The organism is Virgibacillus alimentarius (assembly GCF_000709085.1).
GTDB lineage: Bacteria > Bacillota > Bacilli > Bacillales > Amphibacillaceae > Virgibacillus_B > Virgibacillus_B alimentarius.
The window spans coordinates 1-19,633 of sequence record NZ_JFBD01000027.1 but is presented as its reverse complement, the minus strand read 5'-3'; the positions used below and the strand labels follow the sequence as shown (position 1 = coordinate 19,633).

General features: G+C 39.6%; 18 protein-coding genes. 8 read left to right on the top strand and 10 right to left on the bottom strand.

Annotated elements, in window-relative coordinates; translation table 11 throughout:
- Positions 1-235: 235 nt before the first annotated feature.
- The 4 genes from GZ63_RS0105045 to GZ63_RS0105030 all read right to left on the bottom strand — a co-directional run bounded on the left by GZ63_RS0105045 (position 236) and on the right by GZ63_RS0105030 (position 1,880).
- The gene (locus GZ63_RS0105045) at positions 236-556 is read right to left on the bottom strand and encodes a YolD-like family protein (RefSeq protein ID WP_051681395.1); all 321 of its coding nucleotides are present in this window, start codon (positions 554-556) and stop codon (positions 236-238) included.
- Entirely contained in the window at positions 557-778 is a 222-nt protein-coding gene (locus GZ63_RS0105040; RefSeq protein WP_029267491.1) for a hypothetical protein, read from the bottom strand.
- A 346-nt stretch (positions 779-1,124) separates the two neighbouring features.
- Positions 1,125-1,445: a DUF4282 domain-containing protein gene (locus GZ63_RS0105035; RefSeq protein WP_051681394.1), complete on the bottom strand. Its 321-nt coding sequence runs from the start codon at positions 1,443-1,445 to the stop codon at positions 1,125-1,127.
- A gap of 126 nt (positions 1,446-1,571) precedes the next feature.
- On the bottom strand, positions 1,572-1,880 hold the full coding sequence (locus tag GZ63_RS0105030; RefSeq protein ID WP_051681393.1) for a DUF4282 domain-containing protein: 309 nt from the start codon (positions 1,878-1,880) through the stop codon (positions 1,572-1,574).
- Between the two features lie 318 nt (positions 1,881-2,198).
- Here GZ63_RS0105030 and GZ63_RS0105025 point away from each other — a divergent pair, with 318 nt between their 5' ends.
- The 6 genes from GZ63_RS0105025 to GZ63_RS16385 all read left to right on the top strand — a co-directional run bounded on the left by GZ63_RS0105025 (position 2,199) and on the right by GZ63_RS16385 (position 9,389).
- Complete coding sequence (locus GZ63_RS0105025) at positions 2,199-2,921, top strand: GntR family transcriptional regulator (RefSeq protein ID WP_029267485.1); 723 nt, start codon at positions 2,199-2,201, stop codon at positions 2,919-2,921.
- A gap of 205 nt (positions 2,922-3,126) precedes the next feature.
- A complete protein-coding gene (locus GZ63_RS0105020) occupies positions 3,127-4,593 on the top strand; it encodes a sodium:solute symporter family protein (RefSeq protein ID WP_051681392.1) in 1,467 nt (488 codons plus the stop codon).
- Complete coding sequence (locus GZ63_RS0105015) at positions 4,593-6,251, top strand: amidohydrolase (RefSeq protein ID WP_029267481.1); 1,659 nt, start codon at positions 4,593-4,595, stop codon at positions 6,249-6,251. Before GZ63_RS0105020 ends, GZ63_RS0105015 begins: the two co-directional genes overlap by 1 nt.
- A gap of 739 nt (positions 6,252-6,990) precedes the next feature.
- A complete protein-coding gene (locus GZ63_RS0105010; protein ID WP_029267480.1) occupies positions 6,991-8,271 on the top strand; it encodes an APC family permease in 1,281 nt (426 codons plus the stop codon).
- Positions 8,272-8,299: 28 nt separating this feature from the next.
- A complete protein-coding gene (locus tag GZ63_RS0105005; RefSeq protein WP_029267478.1) occupies positions 8,300-8,851 on the top strand; it encodes a bifunctional transcriptional activator/DNA repair enzyme AdaA in 552 nt (183 codons plus the stop codon).
- Positions 8,852-8,903: 52 nt separating this feature from the next.
- The gene (locus tag GZ63_RS16385) at positions 8,904-9,389 is read left to right on the top strand and encodes a methylated-DNA--[protein]-cysteine S-methyltransferase (protein ID WP_038220957.1); all 486 of its coding nucleotides are present in this window, start codon (positions 8,904-8,906) and stop codon (positions 9,387-9,389) included.
- Positions 9,390-9,810: 421 nt separating this feature from the next.
- On the opposite strand, the gene GZ63_RS0104995 is transcribed toward GZ63_RS16385, so the two are convergent.
- The gene (locus GZ63_RS0104995; protein WP_029267474.1) at positions 9,811-10,170 is read right to left on the bottom strand and encodes a hypothetical protein; all 360 of its coding nucleotides are present in this window, start codon (positions 10,168-10,170) and stop codon (positions 9,811-9,813) included.
- Positions 10,171-10,345: 175 nt separating this feature from the next.
- Here GZ63_RS0104995 and tagD point away from each other — a divergent pair, with 175 nt between their 5' ends.
- Positions 10,346-10,744, top strand: a complete 399-nt coding sequence (tagD, locus tag GZ63_RS0104990) for a glycerol-3-phosphate cytidylyltransferase (RefSeq protein ID WP_029267472.1) — start codon at positions 10,346-10,348, stop codon at positions 10,742-10,744.
- A 325-nt stretch (positions 10,745-11,069) separates the two neighbouring features.
- A complete protein-coding gene (locus GZ63_RS0104985; protein WP_084179021.1) occupies positions 11,070-12,263 on the top strand; it encodes an LCP family glycopolymer transferase in 1,194 nt (397 codons plus the stop codon).
- 57 nt (positions 12,264-12,320) lie between these two features.
- Here GZ63_RS0104985 and GZ63_RS0104980 read toward each other — a convergent pair whose 3' ends face one another.
- The 5 genes from GZ63_RS0104980 to GZ63_RS0104960 all read right to left on the bottom strand — a co-directional run.
- Complete coding sequence (locus tag GZ63_RS0104980; protein ID WP_029267468.1) at positions 12,321-13,397, bottom strand: glycosyltransferase family 4 protein; 1,077 nt, start codon at positions 13,395-13,397, stop codon at positions 12,321-12,323.
- A gap of 173 nt (positions 13,398-13,570) precedes the next feature.
- Positions 13,571-15,553: a peptidoglycan-binding protein gene (locus GZ63_RS0104975; RefSeq protein WP_029267466.1), complete on the bottom strand. Its 1,983-nt coding sequence runs from the start codon at positions 15,551-15,553 to the stop codon at positions 13,571-13,573.
- A 48-nt stretch (positions 15,554-15,601) separates the two neighbouring features.
- On the bottom strand, positions 15,602-16,441 hold the full coding sequence (locus tag GZ63_RS0104970) for an ABC transporter permease (protein ID WP_029267464.1): 840 nt from the start codon (positions 16,439-16,441) through the stop codon (positions 15,602-15,604).
- Between the two features lie 18 nt (positions 16,442-16,459).
- Positions 16,460-18,073, bottom strand: a complete 1,614-nt coding sequence (gene tagH / locus GZ63_RS0104965) for a teichoic acids export ABC transporter ATP-binding subunit TagH (protein ID WP_029267462.1) — start codon at positions 18,071-18,073, stop codon at positions 16,460-16,462.
- A gap of 158 nt (positions 18,074-18,231) precedes the next feature.
- A partial coding sequence (locus GZ63_RS0104960; RefSeq protein ID WP_029267460.1) for a peptidoglycan-binding protein occupies positions 18,232-19,633 on the bottom strand: 1,402 nt, incomplete at its 5' end.

The following is a 19,633-nucleotide window of genomic DNA, read 5'->3' as shown; positions in this document are numbered from 1 at the left end:
GGTCGATTTCATCCCCTTTCCAGTTGATATCACCACGCTCCGGTTGATACATCCGCGCGCTCCTCTGCTTCTTCGATGGTTGGTCCCTCCAGTCGGTCGGCGCCGGATGCCAGTTTTATCCTTATCAGCAATGATTCTGCACATATAAAAATCCCCGAATAACGGCTTCTGCAGCTCTCATTATTCAGGGATCATCCGTCGATTTGCGAAAAATCCCCCTGAAATCAAAAAGGGGTCACAACACGTTTACACCGATCACATCACTTATTTTTATCTCAATTTCATCTTCCAATGCCAAGCGATTATTAAGCACGTCAATCATTAATAACTTCCCTTCTACTTTTTTATAATCATGATCAGCAAAATAAGTGATTTCTACCGTTAAGTCATTGTGCAGTGCACATTGCAACATGGTATCCATTTCTACCTTTTGCTGTTCATCTAAAATTGGCTTCTCCTTGTATTCATCCTGCCTGAACACCTCTTTCAGCATCTCCACGTGCTCGGGCAGCATCAAAGAAGTCCATTTTTTTGTCCCTCGGTCTTTTAAACTCATTTATGCTCCAACTCCTCTATGGTGTTTTGGCCGTCCCGCAGATAGAATATAATCCCGTTTAAATGTTCTTACCTTTTTGCGCCAATAACAATAAGCAACAATCGAATCTTCATTTATACGTATCACTCGAATGCAACGCTCTGTCAGACGATTACTACGATCCATATAAAAGATCCTAATTTTTTCTTTGCGCTGCAAGGAACGATGAAGGATAAAATGCATTAGCAGGACCACCTTTTCGATCATTTGTTCCCATTATAGAACAAAGAACAAATGTTCGCAAGTGGGAGTGGATGGAAAATCTACAAGGGAGCCTGTCCCCTGTTACAGAGCAAGGGTGTTGCTCGAGTTTGGCTCTTAGTCGCGCGAGTTTTTAATTTATTGCGCGAGCTTCATCCAATATCGCTCGCATTCTATTCCTTATTGCGCGTGTGCAGCACTTTATTGCTCGACTTCCTTGCAAGATTGCTCGAGTTCATCTTTTATTGTTTAACAAAGTATCCTTTTCCTACTTTCAAACCAAAAACCCGCTTATCCTTCTTCCGATAAGCGGGCTTCCGGTCCATTCTTATTCATTACTCGTTGTATCATTCATGTCATTGGAATGATTTTTATTGGATAATAGCGTTTTTACTTCTGTTAAGGTCTGATACATTTTAAACATGATAATTAAGAGTTCACAATAAATTCGGACAAAAAGTGGGCCAACAACGAGCATAAGCAGCCCCATGAAAATATTTACAGGGTCACCATAATAGGACATGCCTTCTGCAATCGTAAATACGGAACCAATAACGACGAAAGCAACACCAATCCAAAAAACAATTTTAATGATTGTCGGTGTAATCATTTTATCGAATTTGACAAAATTCTTGAATTTTTCTTCCATTACCCTATCCCTCCCAACTAATTGTCTATCACTATCATAAAAAAAGTATCATTGCTTTTTATCCCTTCCGTTCACAAAAGGAAATGTCATATATTATGTATGCTATCGCTCAAAACCTGGCTGTCCTTATTCATTACTCGTTGTATCATTCATGTCATTGGAAAGATTTTTATTGGATAATAGCGTTTTTACTTCTATTAAAGTCTCATACATTTTAAACATGATAATTAAGAGTTCACAATAAATTCGCACCAAAAGCGGACCGAGAACAATCATAACCAACCCTAAAAGGATTTGACTCGGATGGCCGTAATAGGACATTCCTTGTACAATCGAAGCGATCGCACCAATAAGAGACAAAGCAACACCAATCCAAAAAACAATTTTAATAATTGTCGGTGTAATCATTTTGTCAAACTTGATAAATTTCTCCACTTCTTTCCCCCCCCATCTACTCCTATAGTAAAAAAGATGTGATATCTTTTTTACACCGCCATTAACAAAATAGGAAAAATATTCCTATAACGGTTTTTATGTATGCTATTTTACGACAAAAACCTCCATCTCGCAATGAGACTTATGTCCTTGTTTTCATGCTTTTAAGCCCCATTTCATTATACGAAAACAACCTGCAAATTATTCTGTTTTTTTCAAAGAGCAATCCACAGCATATGCCACCCTCGCCTTCCGTTCACATGTATGGTATTCTTACAATTGAAAATAATATAAACTTTAACCACAAGGTGGCTAAGTATGGCACTAGACTATAATAATTCAATCCCTCTTTATGTCCAATTGAAACAAAGAATTGAACAGAACATTTTAGATGGCAGCTACATCGAAAAGATTCCGAGTGAGCGAGAAATTATGGATGAATTTTATGTAAGCAGGAGCACCGTCAGACAAGCAATAACGGAATTAGTAAGCGAAGGCGTGCTTGATAAAAGACCCGGAAGAGGAACTTTTATTTCGATGAAGCCGATAGAGGATTGGCTTGGAAATTTAAGCAGTACCAGTGAGACGATTCAAAGAATGGGAATGGAACCTGGTGCAAAGCTAATTCAGTCAGAAGTTGTCGAATTGCCCGCGCCTCTTAAAAAAATCACCGGAATAACGAAAGCGTTTCATTTTAAACGAGTTCGCTACGCAGATCAAACACCAATGGGGATTGAAAACCATTATTATCCTATTCATTTAGGGAAAAAGATCCGTACCTATGATTTAAATAAGGTTACATTATATGACTTGCTTGAGCTGCAGCTTGGAATTCATACCTTTGAAGCGGATCAGATCATTAAAGCAGGGAATGCAACGAAGGAAGATGCATCCTTATTAGGTATTTCCCCCGGTGAAAGCATGTTGATCGCTAACCGTAAACTAGTCGATGTCCATGGTAAATTTGTAGAATTTGAACATGCTTTTTACCGGGCAGACATGTATTCATTTAAAATTAAACTATCACGCAAACATAACTAGACCTTTCAAACATCGCGTTTGAAGGTCTTTTTTATGGCTAAAACCCCCACATTCCCCACTGGTACGAACATTATGATCATGTTGTATTGCTAAAGATGCATCCTTTAAAATAAAAAATACCGTTTTATCTGAATAGTCCGTTTTTGTAATAAATGGAGTCTTCACGAGATGTTATGTCGAATCCGTTTGGAAAGGTGTGAAACAATTGAATTGGTATATTGCTTGGATCGTCGTATTTTTAGTCGCTATTTTAGGTGTTGGTCTGTATTATTCCCGGAAGATAGAGACGGCAGATGATTATACGATGGCTAATTTCAGTCTGGGGTTCTTTCCTATTTGCGGAAGTATTATTGCAACTGCACTAGGTTCTGCGGCAGTTATTGGTGCTTCCGGTAAGGGATTTCATATCGGCATATCCTGGATGATAACAAGTGTTCCCACTGTTTTTTTCTCCATCCTCGTTGCTGTACTTCTTGGGGCCACGATACGAAAGCTTAAATTGTACACATTGCCGGATTTATTTGTCCGCCGGTTTGGAAAAGCAGCTGGGATTATACCGTCACTTATTATTAGTGTCCTTTATATGACACCAACTTTTGGTATGCAAATTGTTGGCATGGGGGCTATTTTAACGACGATTGTCGATATTCCTCTCCCTGCAGCAATGCTGCTTGGCTTTGTCATATCTGTCGCCTTTACGTTATTAGGCGGACTTCCAAGTGTTGCTTGGACGGATGCTGTGCAATCCGTGTTAATTCTTGCAGGGCTCATCATTATGTTTGTGATGGGACTTCGTTATGTTGGTGGCGTAGATACAGTCATCGAAAATACACCAGCAGAATTTTTTCGTCTATCCGCAATGAATACGACAGAAATGCTGAACTACATGCTCATATTTGGACCATTCTACTTAGTATGGCAAACATCATGGCAGCGCATCTCAGCTGCTAAAACAGAAAAAATAGCGGTGCGCGCGGTCTCGACAGGATTTATTTTAACACTCCTTGTTGGCGTATTTGCCATTGGCATTGGCATCATCGCACGGCAAGCCATCCCATTAAATACAGACCCGGATCTTGTATATACGGAATTTCTTGAGGCTGTTTTCCCTCCTGCTATTGGCGGATTCTTTATGGTATCCCTTTTTGCTGCTGTATTAACAGGAGCTACGTCATTTTTATTAAGTGGTGCAATGAATATGTCAAAAGATATTTATCAAGGATGGATTGCACCGGACGCAAGCAGTGAAAAAGTATTGAAAGTATCACGACTTTCCGTCGCAGGTATGGCGCTTGGCGGCTTATTAATCGCCCTTCTAATCACAGACGTCATTGCGATCTATTCGATTGCCTTGTCTCTTTCTGCCATAACGATGGTCATGCCCGTTCTTGCAGCTATGTTTTGGAGGAAAGCAACAAAAACAGGTGTTATTTCAAGTGTTATCGGTTCCTTCATTTTAGCTGTGATCTGGAATCTTTTAGGAAAGCCATTTGGAATACATGAAATTCTTCCCGGACTAATCGTTTCCTTTTTAATCCTTGTTATCGTCAGTCTCCGTACGAGCCATTCAGCTGACGAACAAGTGACAGCTTACTACTTTTCCATGAAAGAAGAGAAGGATCCTGTAGACGAAGAAGAAAGCTTATTAAACAACAGAAGGAAGGTTTTATAATGACGAAAATTGATGTATTATTCACCAATGCAAATGTATTAACACTAGACAAAAATAACAGCCGGGCCACATCTGTGGCAGTTTCAAACGGGAAAATTTTCGGTATATGGAATGAACCGGAACCACCAAGCAATGTTTTACATACCACCGAGCAAACAAAGGTGATTGATTTAAAAGGGGCAACCTTAATGCCCAGTTTCATCGATACGCACAACCATATTTTAATGTACGGACTCCTGCGTGATCAGGTCAATTGTAGCACGCCCCCTAACGAATCCATCGCAAATATCACCGAAGCAATTGGTCAAAAAACAGAAGAAACACCAGCCGGAGAATGGATCCGGGGCTACGGATTTGATGATACCCTGATTGATGAAAAACGGCATATTACACGCGATGACTTAGATGCAGTATCCCCGAATCATCCCGTTATGATCAGTCATATATCCGGTCACTTAGCAGCAGTCAACTCACTTGCTTTACAATATGCCGGGTTAGATGACAAAGCACCTGATCCCGTATCCGGCGGACATTTTGGCAGGGATCAGAAAGGAAGCTTAAATGGCGTGCTTTATGAACCCGGAGCGATGGAACCTGTTTACAATGTACTCCCGCAAAAAACAGTTGAACAAATGACAGCGGATTTGAAAAACGTATCCAACGAATATGTTGCCCAAGGAATCACAACGAATTCAGATGCGAAAGTAAGTAGTCTTGATGAATTAGAAGTACATCTCAGAGCAGCTCAAACCGGTGCTAACCCTATGCGCGCAAGGTTAATGATCAGCAATGACCTGCTAAGGCAAGAAGGTCCTTTCGGCAATTATACCGCCGCACAATTAGATCGTATGATCAGCGAACAATCCAATGGAAATGCCCGCCTTGACAGTGCAAAAATGTTTCAAGATGGCTCCATTCAAGGCTTAACCGGCGCATTAAGAGAACCCTATTATCAGCACCCTGACATTGACGGCGATTTGATCCATGAACAAGAATCTTTTCAAGAAGAAGTGCTCGATTTGCACCGTAGAGGATTTCGCGTCACCACGCACGGAAACGGTGACCGTGCCATTGGTTCCATTCTCGCTGCATATGAATATGCGTTAGAAAAGTTTCCGATGCGTGATCACAGACACCGGATTGAGCATGTCCAAACCGGTCAACCAGAAGACTTGAAGAAAATGGCTAAACTCCAAGTAGCTGGTTCATTTTTCATCAATCACGTCTATTACTGGGGAGACAGACACGAGCAAATTTTCTTAGGACCAGAGCGCGCACGGCGCATCAGCCCTTTAGCAGAAGCTGCTCAGCATAATTTATTATTCACCCTGCACTCCGATTGCCCTGTTACACCAATATCCCCATTATTTTCCGTCTGGTCCGCAGTCAATCGCACAACAAGAAACGGAAAATTACTCGGACCTGAGCAGCGAATTGATGTTGTCACCGCATTAAAAGCAATGACAATCTATGGTGCTGCATTGAACTTTGAAGAAGAACACACCGGCAGTATTGAAATAGGAAAACAAGCTGACTTCACCATACTCGAAGCAGATCCTACAACTGTACATCCGGATGAAATAAAAGACATCACCATCCAAGCAACTTTTATCAACGGCCAGTCCGTTTACGAAAACAAAAACCTTATCACAAGCTAAAAACCGTACCAACGAAGGCAATCTTTTCGATGTGGAAAAGATTGCTCTTTTTGATTGAGCCTATTTCCGATGTACCGGATTAACAGGATCGGTCGATATTTCTACTACTCTGGTTGATACTCTCACGTTCCAGGCGATACTTCCGCTCCTCCGGTTGATATACTCACGTTCCGGGCGATACTTCCACTGCTCCGGTGGATATACTCACGTTCCGGATGATACTTCCGCTGCTCCGGTGGATATACTCACGTTCCGGTCGATATTTCCGCTCCTCCGGTTGATATTAAAAGAGGGTGGAGAGATGACAGTCCAAAAAGTAATTGTGGAAGAAAAACCATATCCGTTATACATACTGCTAGATAAAAAATTTAGGGCTTGTCAACTAAAGTGTGTAAGTTGCTCTAAATACTTTAACACACGATCTTTCAAGCGGTCATGAACGAGCAGCTGGTTCATCACCATCGCCCAGTTTTGGATATGGCCACCTTCCCATTCATTTTCGAGTTCTTGCACCCGTAAAAACAATACTTTTAGAAGAGTGTTCTCGTTAGGGTATGTGTTAAAATAAACTTAAGAAGTATAATTACGAGATCGATTTTGAACGATCGGGCCATTCAGTGGTATAAAAGCTATTGTGAAAATGTTTTCTGATCATTTCATTAACGAATTAAACCGCAAGAATCAAAAAGAATTGATCGCCCCTTTTTAGTATGCTGAATACTGAAAAGGGAGTGAAATTATGAACAATAAATCCATTGGATTACTTCAGGGAATTGCATTATATATAGCAGCCATTTTAGGGTCAGGCGTCCTCTTTTTATCAGGTGTAACGGCATCGATGGCGGGTCCAGCATCGATTTTGTCATGGCTTATCGTTATTTTAATTAGTTTTCCACTTGCCTACTCTTTTGCAAGCTTGGCTGGGAAATATCCAGATGTCGGCGGTGCAGCAACTTTTGTTAGAAAATCTTTTGGATATCATCTTGGTAATATTGTTGGATGGTTTTATTTTGTAACCGCAGCTGTTGGACAGACAATTGTATCCATGACTGGTGCTTTTTATGTTGGTGATGCGTTTGAATTATCACCTTTTATAACAACTACAATTGCCGTATTGATTTTGGTGACCGCGGGTGTTTCAAACTATTATGGTGTAAAAGTCAGTGGTAAAGTCGCATTGATTTTAAGTGCTATGCTACTTGTACTTTTACTGTCAGCAGTATTTGTGTCATTACCTAACATACAATGGGGGAATTTTACACCGCTTGTTCCAAATGGATGGTTTTCCATTGGAAGTACTGTAACAGTTATATTTTGGGCATTTTTCGGTTGGGAGGCTATCTGTAATTTAGCCAATAATTTTAGGAAACCGGACAAAGATATTGTCAAAGGGTCTATTATTAGCGCGGTAATAATTGGCGTACTATTTTTGGCATTAAGTTTGGTCACCATTGGTACAGGCACGTATGGTAGTGAGGAAAGCAATCTATCTCCTATCGGAATTATAATGGGGGATGCAGTAGGTGTCGGCGCTAAATATGTAACAGCTATTTTAGCCTTAATCATTTGCACTGGAACTTCGAATGCATTTGTGGCCAGTCTCACGCAATTAGGATATTCATTAAGCAGAGATGGGGCTTTTCCCAAAAACCTTTCAAAGCTACATACAACAACCCAAATTCCGAGAAGGATGGTATTGTTTATAATCTGCTTTTCAGTAGCAGGGGTTTTAATAGTAAATGGTTTATCTTTGGCGTTCGATGATATTTTGTTTATCCCAACGTCCCTCGGAATTTTAGTCTATATAATATCAATGGCAGCAGGGGTGAAGTTGTTTAAGAGGAGCACACTACCATGGTGGGCATCATTAATCGCTTTTATTTCATGTTTGTTGGTAATTCCTTTTTTCCAGTTATATATATTTGTCCCGATTATTATCATGGTCTTATATGTAATTTATATGGTTTTGGATAAGAACATTTTTGCCTACAAAGAAAAGGTGAAATCTGATGAAGAATAAAGATATCAATAATATTTCTAAAGACATTATGTGGAAAGCAACAGTATTATGTGATTCAGCTTATGATGGGATATTTTTTTATGCGGTAAAAACAACAGGTATTTTTTGCCGACCGTCTTGCAAATCAAGGGTTCCAAATAGTGATAATGTATCCTTTTTTTCTAATGCAACGGAGGCGCAAAAGGCAGGATATCGTCCTTGTAAGAGGTGTCGACCCGATTTGAAATCAGTGACTACTTATGACCCATTCAAATTAGTTGTAAAAGAAACGATGGAGTTCATCGAAGATAATTATGGGCAAACTATACTTTTGGATGAACTAGCAACCGTAGTGGGAATTAGCGGTTTTCATTTAAATCGCCTTTTTAAAGAACGAACCGGGTATACACCACGCTTGCATCTGGAAAAGGTCAGAATTAATAAGGCCAAGGAGCTTCTTTTAACAACCACCTTAAACAGCACTGAAGTTGGTTATCAGATCGGATATCAAAGTATATCCAGCTTTTATAACGCATTCAAACGGAATACTGGACTTTCACCATATCAATTTCGGGTCAACATGACAGCTAACCATCAATAATTTTCCTATTCTGATCAATATTCACTAAAACTAAACCGAAGGAGATACGGATATGATCTTTTATGATGAATGCAATACAATCATCGGTTGTTTGCGATTTGTTTTCAAAGAGGATGGTTTACTCGAACAAGTCTTACTGAACGATGACCGTTGGCATGCTTTGGTTACTAAGCACAAGATAAAACGAAATCACGAGATTGGAAACCCTATTTGTCAACAATTTCAGGAGTATATTCATGGGGATCGCAAACAAATTGATGTCCCGTTTGAACTAACAGGGACACCATTCCAAAAGCAAACATGGGCAGCATTAAGAAGCATTCCCTATGGAGAAATACGATCTTATTCTGAAATAGCTACTTTTATTGGGAAACCTAAAGCGACTCGTGCAGTTGGCCATGCTAACGCTATTAATCCACTGCCTATACTTATTCCTTGTCATCGTGTAATAGGGAAAAATAAAAAACTGACTGGCTATGCCGGGGGAACGGATAAGAAGAAACAGTTACTGTTAATTGAAGGCGTTATGATTTATTAGCAAATAAAAGCTTACTACTATCAATCGCCTGTCTACGGCAATCGGAAGCGATTGTTGCAGATCAAAAGCCTAATTCCTCGATAAAATATAAGAGGATTTAGTTTTTTATTTGTGGTGCATTCTTATTCACTGTAACCAATTGTCATCTAACAATTACATTGTGTATTGATGTAAATGGATTTTTAGTAGTTTACTCTTGATAAAATCCTACTCCCAATCCGGACGATATTTCCGCCCCTCCGGTTGATATACTCACGTTCCGGTCAATACTTCCGCTCCTCCGGTGGATATACTCACGTTACAGGCGATACTTCCACTCCTCCGGTGGATATACTCTCACTCCGGACGATACTTCCGCTCCTCCGGTGGATACTCTCACGTTACAGGCGATACTTCCACTCCTCCGGTTGATACTCTCACGTTACAGGCGATACTTCCACTCCTCCGGTGGATATACTCTCACTCCGGACGATACTTCCACTCCTCCGGTTGATACTCTCACGTTCCGGGCGATACTTCCGATCCTCCGGTTGATATACTCACGTTCCGGACGATACTTCCGCTGCTCTGGTTGATATACTCTCACTCCGGACGATATTTCCGCTGCTCCGGTTGATACACTCTCACTCCGGACGATATTTCCGCTCCTCCGGTTGATACACTCACGTTCCGGACGATATTTCCGCCCCTCCGGTTGATTCCCTCCCACTCCAGGCGATATTCGCACATTTCCAGTTGATACACACGGCCACACAGCCCCTCGGTCCCACGAACGCTGCACGTCTACTTTCCTCCATCCAATCCTTTCCTAAATCAATTATCTTACAATTCCGTCATGTACTTTACTTCAATTTTGACAGCATGTATTATATAATTATAAATTATTATTTTTTTAAAAACATATGTTATAGGTTATTGGTTATTCTAATAGTATATAGTAGATGGAGGAGAAAACGATGATTAAGGTAATCACCTATGGAACATTTGATCTAATTCATAGTGGGCATATTAATTTGCTGCGCCGTGCCAAAGAAATGGGCGATTACTTAATCGTTGGGCTATCTACGGATAAATTTAATACATTAAAAAACAAAAGAGCCTATCATACATTCGAAAATCGCAAAATAATTCTTGAATCGATTCGCTACGTTGATCAAGTGATTCCTGAGGTAACATGGGACCAAAAAATGGATGATGTCATCAAACATCACATCGATATCTTCGTCATGGGAGATGACTGGAAAGGGAAATTTGACTTTTTAAAAGATTATTGTGAAGTTATTTATTTACCAAGAACCATTGGTGTATCCACGACAAAGATTAAACAGGATCTGCACCGAGTCAGGGATCGCTAAAATCAGCGACGATTTTCACCACGGTTTTCTTTTTCCACGATGAGAATCTGCACGAGTTCAGGTAATTTCTACTAAATCACAGATAGTATTTTCCACTTCACAAAAATTATTCCTGCATTTTTTTCCTTAGATTACAATAATTACTTACAAAATTGTAATAATTTTTTAATGTACTTATCACGCAGTTCATAGTAAAATGAAAGATGGTCGTAATATTTTTCGGGTGTACTGTTTAATATTCGACTTTATTCCCAATGCAAGTTCGACAAATTTTTTTTGGATTCATATAGATTAAGGAATCAACTAATTTTAAGGAGTTTTAAGTATGAAAAGGAACGACAATCCTCAAACTCGGGTGACGCGAAATAAACCGAAAAAGAAATTACGTAAAGGGCGAGTTTTTACCTTGATTTTGATTTTAGCCTTTCTTTCCGTTGCGAGCTATGCAACTTATCTTTACGTCAAAGCAGATTCTGCTCTCTCCGGTTCCTATGAAGACAATGGAAGAGAAAAATCTGATCTTCGGGAAACAATCGTCGATCCAAAATTCGATAACGTCTCCATTCTCCTCATGGGAGTGGATGAAAATAAGAAAAGAGACAATGCTGGCAGTGCACGAACCGATACATTGATGCTGGCCACATTAAATAAAGATGAAAAAAGTGTAAAAATCGTCAGCATACCGCGGGATACATTGGTTTACCTCCCAGAAGTCGGCTATGAGACTAAAATTAACCATGCACATGCCTTCGGTGGCTCAAAGGCAACGATGAACGCTGTTGAAAGTCTGCTCGATGTACCCGTTGACTATTATGTCAAAGTGAATTTCGAAGCTTTTGTTGAAGTGGTGGACTCATTAAACGGAATTGAAGTCGAAGTTCCGTACGAATTCAAAGAATCGAATTCCAAAGACAAGCGAGACTCCATTCACCTGAAGAAAGGGTTGCAAACACTGAACGGTGAAGAAGCACTCGCATTAGCTCGAACCAGAAAGTTAGACAATGATATTGAACGCGGAAAGCGTCAGCAAGACATTGTCAAGGCTGCTATTAAGAAAGCAACATCCATCAGTTCCGTACTAAAATACGATAATATGATCGATGCGGTTGGGGACAATATGAAAACGAATCTGACTTTTGATGAAATGAAAAGCCTTGTCGCCTATGGTACAAGCAAGGATGACTTAGATATCGAAACATTGCAGCTGGAGGGCACGGATTACCAGCCTTCAGGTACCTATTACTGGAAAGTGGATGACGCTGCACTTGCGGAAACACAAAGCAAATTAAAACAACATCTCGAACTAGAAGATACAAATCCGAACACAGAAGATCCTAATCAAAGTCCAGAGCAAGACCCGAACCAGGATCCAAATCAATATCCGGAACAAAACCCAGAGCAAGACCCATACCAGGACCCTAATCAAAACCAGGATCCAGAACAATCCAATGAACGGCCATACAATGAATATCCGGATCCGCCAGCAAATGATTCACTTGATGAAGAATATCAATACTAAAACAAAAAAGGTTGCTAATCTATGAAACTAAGATTAGCAACCTTTTTCTTTTTCTATTTATTCTACTTTCCTATTATCTCCTGTCATTCTGCGGATTCCATTTAACAGGGGCTTGCGATTATAGGTAGTAATTCCGGCAATTTCTGCGATAAGCTGAATACCTAATATAATCACGCCAAGTAAAAACAGGGACGTTAGTAGTCTAGCACTGTTAAATACAATCGCCATTCCGCCAAAGAATATACTAAACACATAGATAATTAAGACAGATGCACGATGAGAATACCCCATGTTGATCAACTGATAGTGAATGTGTTTCTTATCTGGTGTTGCAATTCCTTGATTATTAATTGCCCGTCGAATAATGGCAAAAATCGTATCAAAAATCGGAATCGCGATCACAATGAGCGGTACGAGAAAACTAAAGAAAGCAACGTTCTTAAATAAACCCAGCATAGAAACAATCGCGATCGAATACCCTAGAAAAAGCGCCCCGGTATCTCCCATAAAAATCTTGGAAGGATAAAAATTGTGATACAGGAAACCAAAGCAACTTCCTACTAGAATAACACATAAATACACGACGAGTAATCGATGATCGATGAACCCCATCACGAGAATACTCGTTAGACCAATTGCAGAAACACCTGCTGCCAGGCCATCTAAACCATCGATGAGATTAATCGCATTAGCAGCGGCAACAATCCAAAAGATCGTCATCGCAATGCCAAAATAGCCCAAATGCACGGTTCCTAAAAACGGAAGCGTCAGCTTTTCAATAATGAGTCCCGAAGAAACGACAACTATTGCAGCTGCAGTTTGGCCAGCGAGTTTGTAGATCGCTTTAAACTCAAATATGTCATCCAGCATTCCGGTAATAAGCATGATACACGCACCTAGAACGATGGCATTTAATTGTGGATGCATTGGCTGCAGGTAAAGAAATCCCGCTACGACACCAATAAAAATGGCCAGTCCACCCATACTCGGTTTCAAATCTTTATGCATTTTTCGATTATTCGGTTTATCAACGACATTCCATTTTTTTGCTAATTTAATGATAACTGGAGTAACAAGTAATGTTGTTGCACAAGAAATGATAAATGCGATGACCAACTCACTTATATTCCACATATATACACCTCTAGCTAACGTAACTGTATCGTATTTTAATGGTTCTACTCTATTCTATCAATTTCTATGCTAAAAGTATATCATTCTATGAATAATATCCTGTCTTTGTCTTTCACGTGAAAAAACGCTCCGGCTCCCCATCAACAGGGGATAGATCCGGGTTTTCCTATTGATTATTTTTTATAGATTGGTACTTCTAAATATAATATATATGAGTCCAGTTGTCGATAAATGTTGTATAATCGCTTAATTTGTCCGAAAAACCAATCTTTATCAATCGTGTTTTGGGACTTCGCATTTTCTTTTCCAATTACATTCGCAAGATTCCAGCGCATGGAATATAAAGTACGCTGCCCATTTACAAAATACATTCCCTTTATATATGGTGCTCCACCTATAATGGATTTTTCCAGCGTATCCCAGCCTTCATCAAATGCCTTCTTAGCTCTGCAGGATAATGAATGATCCGATTCGTCCGTGATCCCGTAAATATTATAAACCCACTTCTTTGTTTTCGCTGTTTCCCCTGGAACCGTTACTTTGATGCCGTCCTTGTCTTTTTCGACATACGTGATATGCCCAGATCGATCAACCGGTATTCCATATGCTGCTCCAGCTGATCCTCTTTCTACTTCTAACGTTGCATGGGAGACTAATAGAATTTCATTAATGCCATGTTCTCGTCCAGCATCAATAAAAGCTTGCTCCTTATCTTTTAGGATATCAAATCCTTTTAAATAATTATGCAGTACCTCATTCGTAACGACCCTTGGTCTGGATAAATCGAGTAATTGAAATTTATCCTTGTCATCTTTCAATAAATTAGCAGGGTCAAAATAAGTTTCTACGTCTTTATAATCCCGAATAGCAATGATTTTCTCCTTCAATTGAGCAGTGCTTTCATCTTTCATATGCATTTTTATTGCTTCTTCAAACGTTACATTGTAATGCTGATAGGTCAATTTTTCTTGGTATCTGGCAATTTGGTCTAGTTTCTTAAACGTATATTTATCCGCGATGCCACTTACAGGTAAACCATAATCCCTTTGAAATTGTTCAAGCTTCCGTTGTGTCAGGCTGCCAAATTTATTGGTAATTGGCAGTCTTCCATACCCAAGCGATACCAAATTTTCCTTCAAATACTTCACGTCTTCATGCCGTCCACCATTTTGCAGCGGACTGAGCAATATTTCATCCATTTTATACAGCGTGTCTGCATTTACCTGACCTGTTACAGAAAGTTCATAGAATGCCTGGAACTCTTTGATGCGGTCAATGGTATACGCTCCCAGTTTACTTGATATTTCGATGCCGCCGAAGCCAATTTGATTTAAGGCATTTTTAAGACGTTTAATCCCTGGATGTTTATCCTCTGCATAGTTAATAGCAGCAGCAAGAGCCTCATATAACTTAAATCGTGTGACATCATCCATGATTCCACTGATTGGCAGTCCATGTTTTCGCTGAAATTTTTTCACTTTTCGTTTCATGCGACCCCCAAATTTGTTCGATATACTGACCTTGCCAAATCCTAAGTTATTTAAATGCTCTTTTAGGATAGGAAGATCCCTGTGCCGTTTTCCTTCACGCAGTGGACTATTCAGTATTTCATCAATCTTTTTTAGTGTGTCGACATTCACCTGTCCTGTTACTGGCAGCTCATAAAATGACTGAAATTCTTTTATGCGATCTACTGCATAGGGCCCTAATTTATCAGAAACCATAATTCCACTAAATCCAATTCGATTTAAATCTTTTTTTAACTTTTTAATACTTGCAAGTTTGATTTCCGGATCATTAATCATGACATGAAATATTTTATTTATCTTGATGACTGTCGAATTATCGATGATTCCGGTGATAGGTAAGCCTTGATCTTTTTGAAATTCCTTTACCCGCTCTTTTGTAAGTGGACCAAAGTTCGGTGTGATTGCGATCGTTCCATATCCTATCCAATTCAGCATTATTTTTAATGGAATCAAGTTATCGTGCTGTTCATGAGGCTGAATCGGACTTGCCAAAAGTCCATCTACCTTTATTTTCTTGTCGTTTATCTTCGCGATATAACTTTCCTCTTTTTGTTGTTCCCCTGCATGATTCTCAACGTCCGCATCTAATTCTGCGGTATGACTTGAATTTGCTAGCTTAGGTTCCAACAGATTCTACCCCCTCATGACATATCATTGTCGTTTTCACTTTGTTTTTTACAAGAAATCAATAAAGTATTTCCTTAGTCTTACATGCAACATCGATCCAATTAAAAACAAAATCAACGTAACCATCCAAAAATAGGCCGTCACACCTGGCTCCTCTATAAAATGCCAACCGACTCCGAAAAATCCAGCCCGGTACCCATCAATTAAATACGTTAATGGATTAAGTCTGACAATTGCTGTAATGATTGCAGTTGCGATGGACCCATCCTGTTTAATATTGGAAACATCCCATAAAATTGGGGATATATAGATTCCAATCCGCATCGTTGACGTTAAGAGCTTATGAACATCCCGAACCAATGCAGATAAAGTCGATAAGATTAATGCAAGTGCATAGGTGAAAATATACGTAGCAATTGCAAAATACGGGATTTGCAAATAATAGATATTAATCGGATAGCCTCCGAATTGTAAAATAACAATAATAATGGCGATTAATCCGGCGTGTACCATAAATCGTGCGCAAATCACATAATTTGGTATAATACTCATCGGAAAATTCATTTTCGAAACGATCTTTAAACGGGAAAAAATCGACTTAGACCCATTTGTTGTGGATTGGCTAAAGAACAGCCATACCATATATCCTGCCATAAGCCAGTATAAAAATGGAACCACCATATCCCCAACTGGGACGTCTGCTCTTTGCCTGATACCAACCCCGAATACAAGCCAATAAATCATGATAAGTATCGCTGGTGTGATAAGCTCCCAGGCCATCCCTAAGTAATTATTTTTATTGGCACTTTTCATTTCAAATAAGGCCATTTTACGTATTAAATACATATTGTTTATCTGTTCTTGAATTACCTTAATGACTGATTTCATTGTATTTCCTCACATATCTCATCTCTTTACAATCACTAGATCTTCAACCTGATCATTGCGCAAAGAAAATAGAAAGTCATAGACAGAACCATGGTATAAAAGATTATTTTTATCCTCTAGATGTGGTTCGCCGAGTTGTTCCGTAACATCCTCTTTTAGCACCGTATGGTGAACAGGGATGGAGATTTCTTGCTTGTCTTCGTCACTTCCGGAAAATACCTCTTCCGGCTCATTTCCTTCTGAGATTTCTTCTAATACAGGATGTGAACCGATTGTGGCTTGCATTTGACCCGCAATCGCTGCATCATCAGATTCCCCAGAAATCTCTTCCAGCAGATCACTGCTAATCCAACCTTCTTTATCAGCATGTACTCCGGCAATTTTCAACCAGTGAATAGCTTCTCCTTCATCTTCTTCCTTATTTTCTATTTGATAGATTTCACCGAAATTCGTAAAAGCACTTGCTTCACTATCAAGGTCCGGTTCCGTACGAATATGTGCACTGGAAACGGTCACATATTGAATTTCTTGCTCATTCTCTTCCCGTTCTTCCTCCGCTTCAGGCGCAGCTGTTTCCTTTTGCACAGGCTCTGGCTCTGGCTCTTCCTCTATCACTGCCTCTGATTGTGCAGCTTCCTCTTGGAAAAATCCTTCCCAAGGTTTAGCAAGATAGATCGCGGTACCTACTGCCACAAAAAGGAGCAGGAGCAACGTAATAAACACATTGGAAGAGAGAAATGAAAATTTCCTTTTATAATTATCGGCTCTTGAAGCTTTATTACGGGGGAGCAGTAACACTGGATCGCGTATTGCATCCTTCTCGTCCTTATTCTCTTCTTGCTCCAGCTTGCTTCGTTTCTCCATCACACGTTGTCTAAAATTCCTCTTTTCCTCATCGGATAGAGCTTTAAATTGTTTTAGGAATTTGCGATACTGAGGTAAAACTTCGATTCTTTTTCCATATGCCCTTACTTCCCCAGCTTCGAGCCATAAGACTTTATTACAAAATTTCCTTACTTGCTGGAGGGAATGACTGACAAAGAAAATCGTTTTCCCCTTCTCCTTAAATTCATTCATTTTGTCATAGCATTTCTGCTTAAACGTCTGGTCTCCAACAGATAAAGCCTCATCAATAACAAGTACGTCTGGGTCGATATTGACAGATATAGCAAAACCTAAACGCGATTTCATCCCGCTGGAATAATTTTTAACAGGCTGATCAATGAAATTGCCAATATCCGCAAATTCAATCACTTGAGGCATCAGCGCTTCAATTTCTTTCTTTGTAAAGCCGAGCATCAAACATTTATATTCAATATTATCGCGACCCGTTAATTCCTTATCTAGTCCGGAAGCAATGGCTATAATGGAAACCTGACCGTTGACAGTAATCTCACCCGTCGTTGGTGGTGCGACACCGGAAATCAGATTGGATAACGTGGATTTCCCTGCCCCATTAACTCCCACCACACCAATGACATCACCCGGATCAGCGGTAAAAGATATATGTTTAACTGCATAAAAATCCTCTCCATATCGGTTAGGTGCGAACACACCCTTTAATCGATCGGAGGAATCCTTATACATTTTATATTTCTTTGTTACATTATGAAAAACTACAGAATGATTCATCATTTATCTCCATCTATTAAAAAACAATTTCATCAAAATATTAAACGATAATTCTATCTATATTACTATAACAAATTTATAGAGTAGAATCGACAAGAAATTATAAAATCTACGGATGCACAAACAAGTCTAGCCCCTATAGGAACTAGACTTGCCTTCTATAAATATCGAACAATGTTAAATTTTAGTAATGGATTATCCAGCTTGTTGTACATATTCTTAATTTGGGTCACTTGCTTGACAGCCCATCCAATATCCGTCGCATATTGCGGATATCCTGGATTTGCTGGATTCCAGCGCATTTTATAGAGCGTATTTTGATAATATTGATTGTGAAGATAGCTGCTGCCAATGAATTTGGCACCGCCTCTTATCGCTGCCTCAGGGGAGAACCACCCTTCCTTGTAGGCAGTAAACGCTCCTAATCGTTTTGGATCACTGTCAGCTGCGCCAATACCAAACATATTGTACGTTGTCTTTATGCTGGTTAGGCGATGTTTATTGCTTGAATTAACTAATTCGAGATGACCAGAATTATTTTTTCCTACCTTTATTCCATTTGCTAGATTCGAAGATCCATTTCCTGTCTCAAGAAGCGCATGGGAAATAAGATAGATTTCATTGACAGAATGACGGTTACCTCCATCGATAAATGCTTGTCCTAAACCTTGGAGGACACCTTTTCCTCGCAATACATTATTTAAGGAACGCGCTGAAACATGCGCACTCTCCGTTAAATCTAAATGTTGAAAGGTGTCATTATTCGTTGGATCCAAATAAAACTTAACATCTGCACGTGTCGGATTTCTCCACGTATTATAGCTGATTTTATGCCACTGACTTCCCTTATTTATAATATGAACGACCGACCCTTTAGGTAACGTTCCGTAAATATGGCTACCAGTGCTGGAAGAAGCACGAACATTCAAGTTTGCTGTTGTTCTGGCAACACCATTGCTGATAGTGACATAGTTAGCTGAAATATAAGCTGGCTTGTTTCTATATTGATCTGTTTGCTGCAATTGATTCATTTGAATATCCAGTGCACGCTCCAGCGAAATATCGTATTTAGAATACGTAACTTTCTCTCGCGTTTCCATGGCCTTATCAATTGCTGCAAGTGTTTCTTCATCTGCAACCCCAGTTACAGGAAGATCATAATCCCGTTGAAATTGCTTTATGCGTTTTTCGGTAAATGATCCATAGTAATTCGTTACCTTAATACCGCCATAACCGATTTGATTCAATTTCTTTTTAAGCGAGATTGTGTCTTTATGGCGTTTTCCCTTGCTCAATGGATTTGGCAAAAGACTCTCGATCTTAGATAACGTGGCTTTATTCGCTGCTCCAGTTACCGTTAAACCGTAGTACTTCTGGAACTGCTTTACGCGTTTTTCGGTGAAAGAACCGTAATAGTTCGTTTTCCTAATACCACCATAACCAATTTTATCTAAGTCTTTCTTTAGACCGATCGTATCCTTATGACGCTTCCCTTTACTTAATGGGTTTGGTAATAGACTTTTGATCTTGGATAACGTCGCTTTGTTCGCCGCTCCAGTT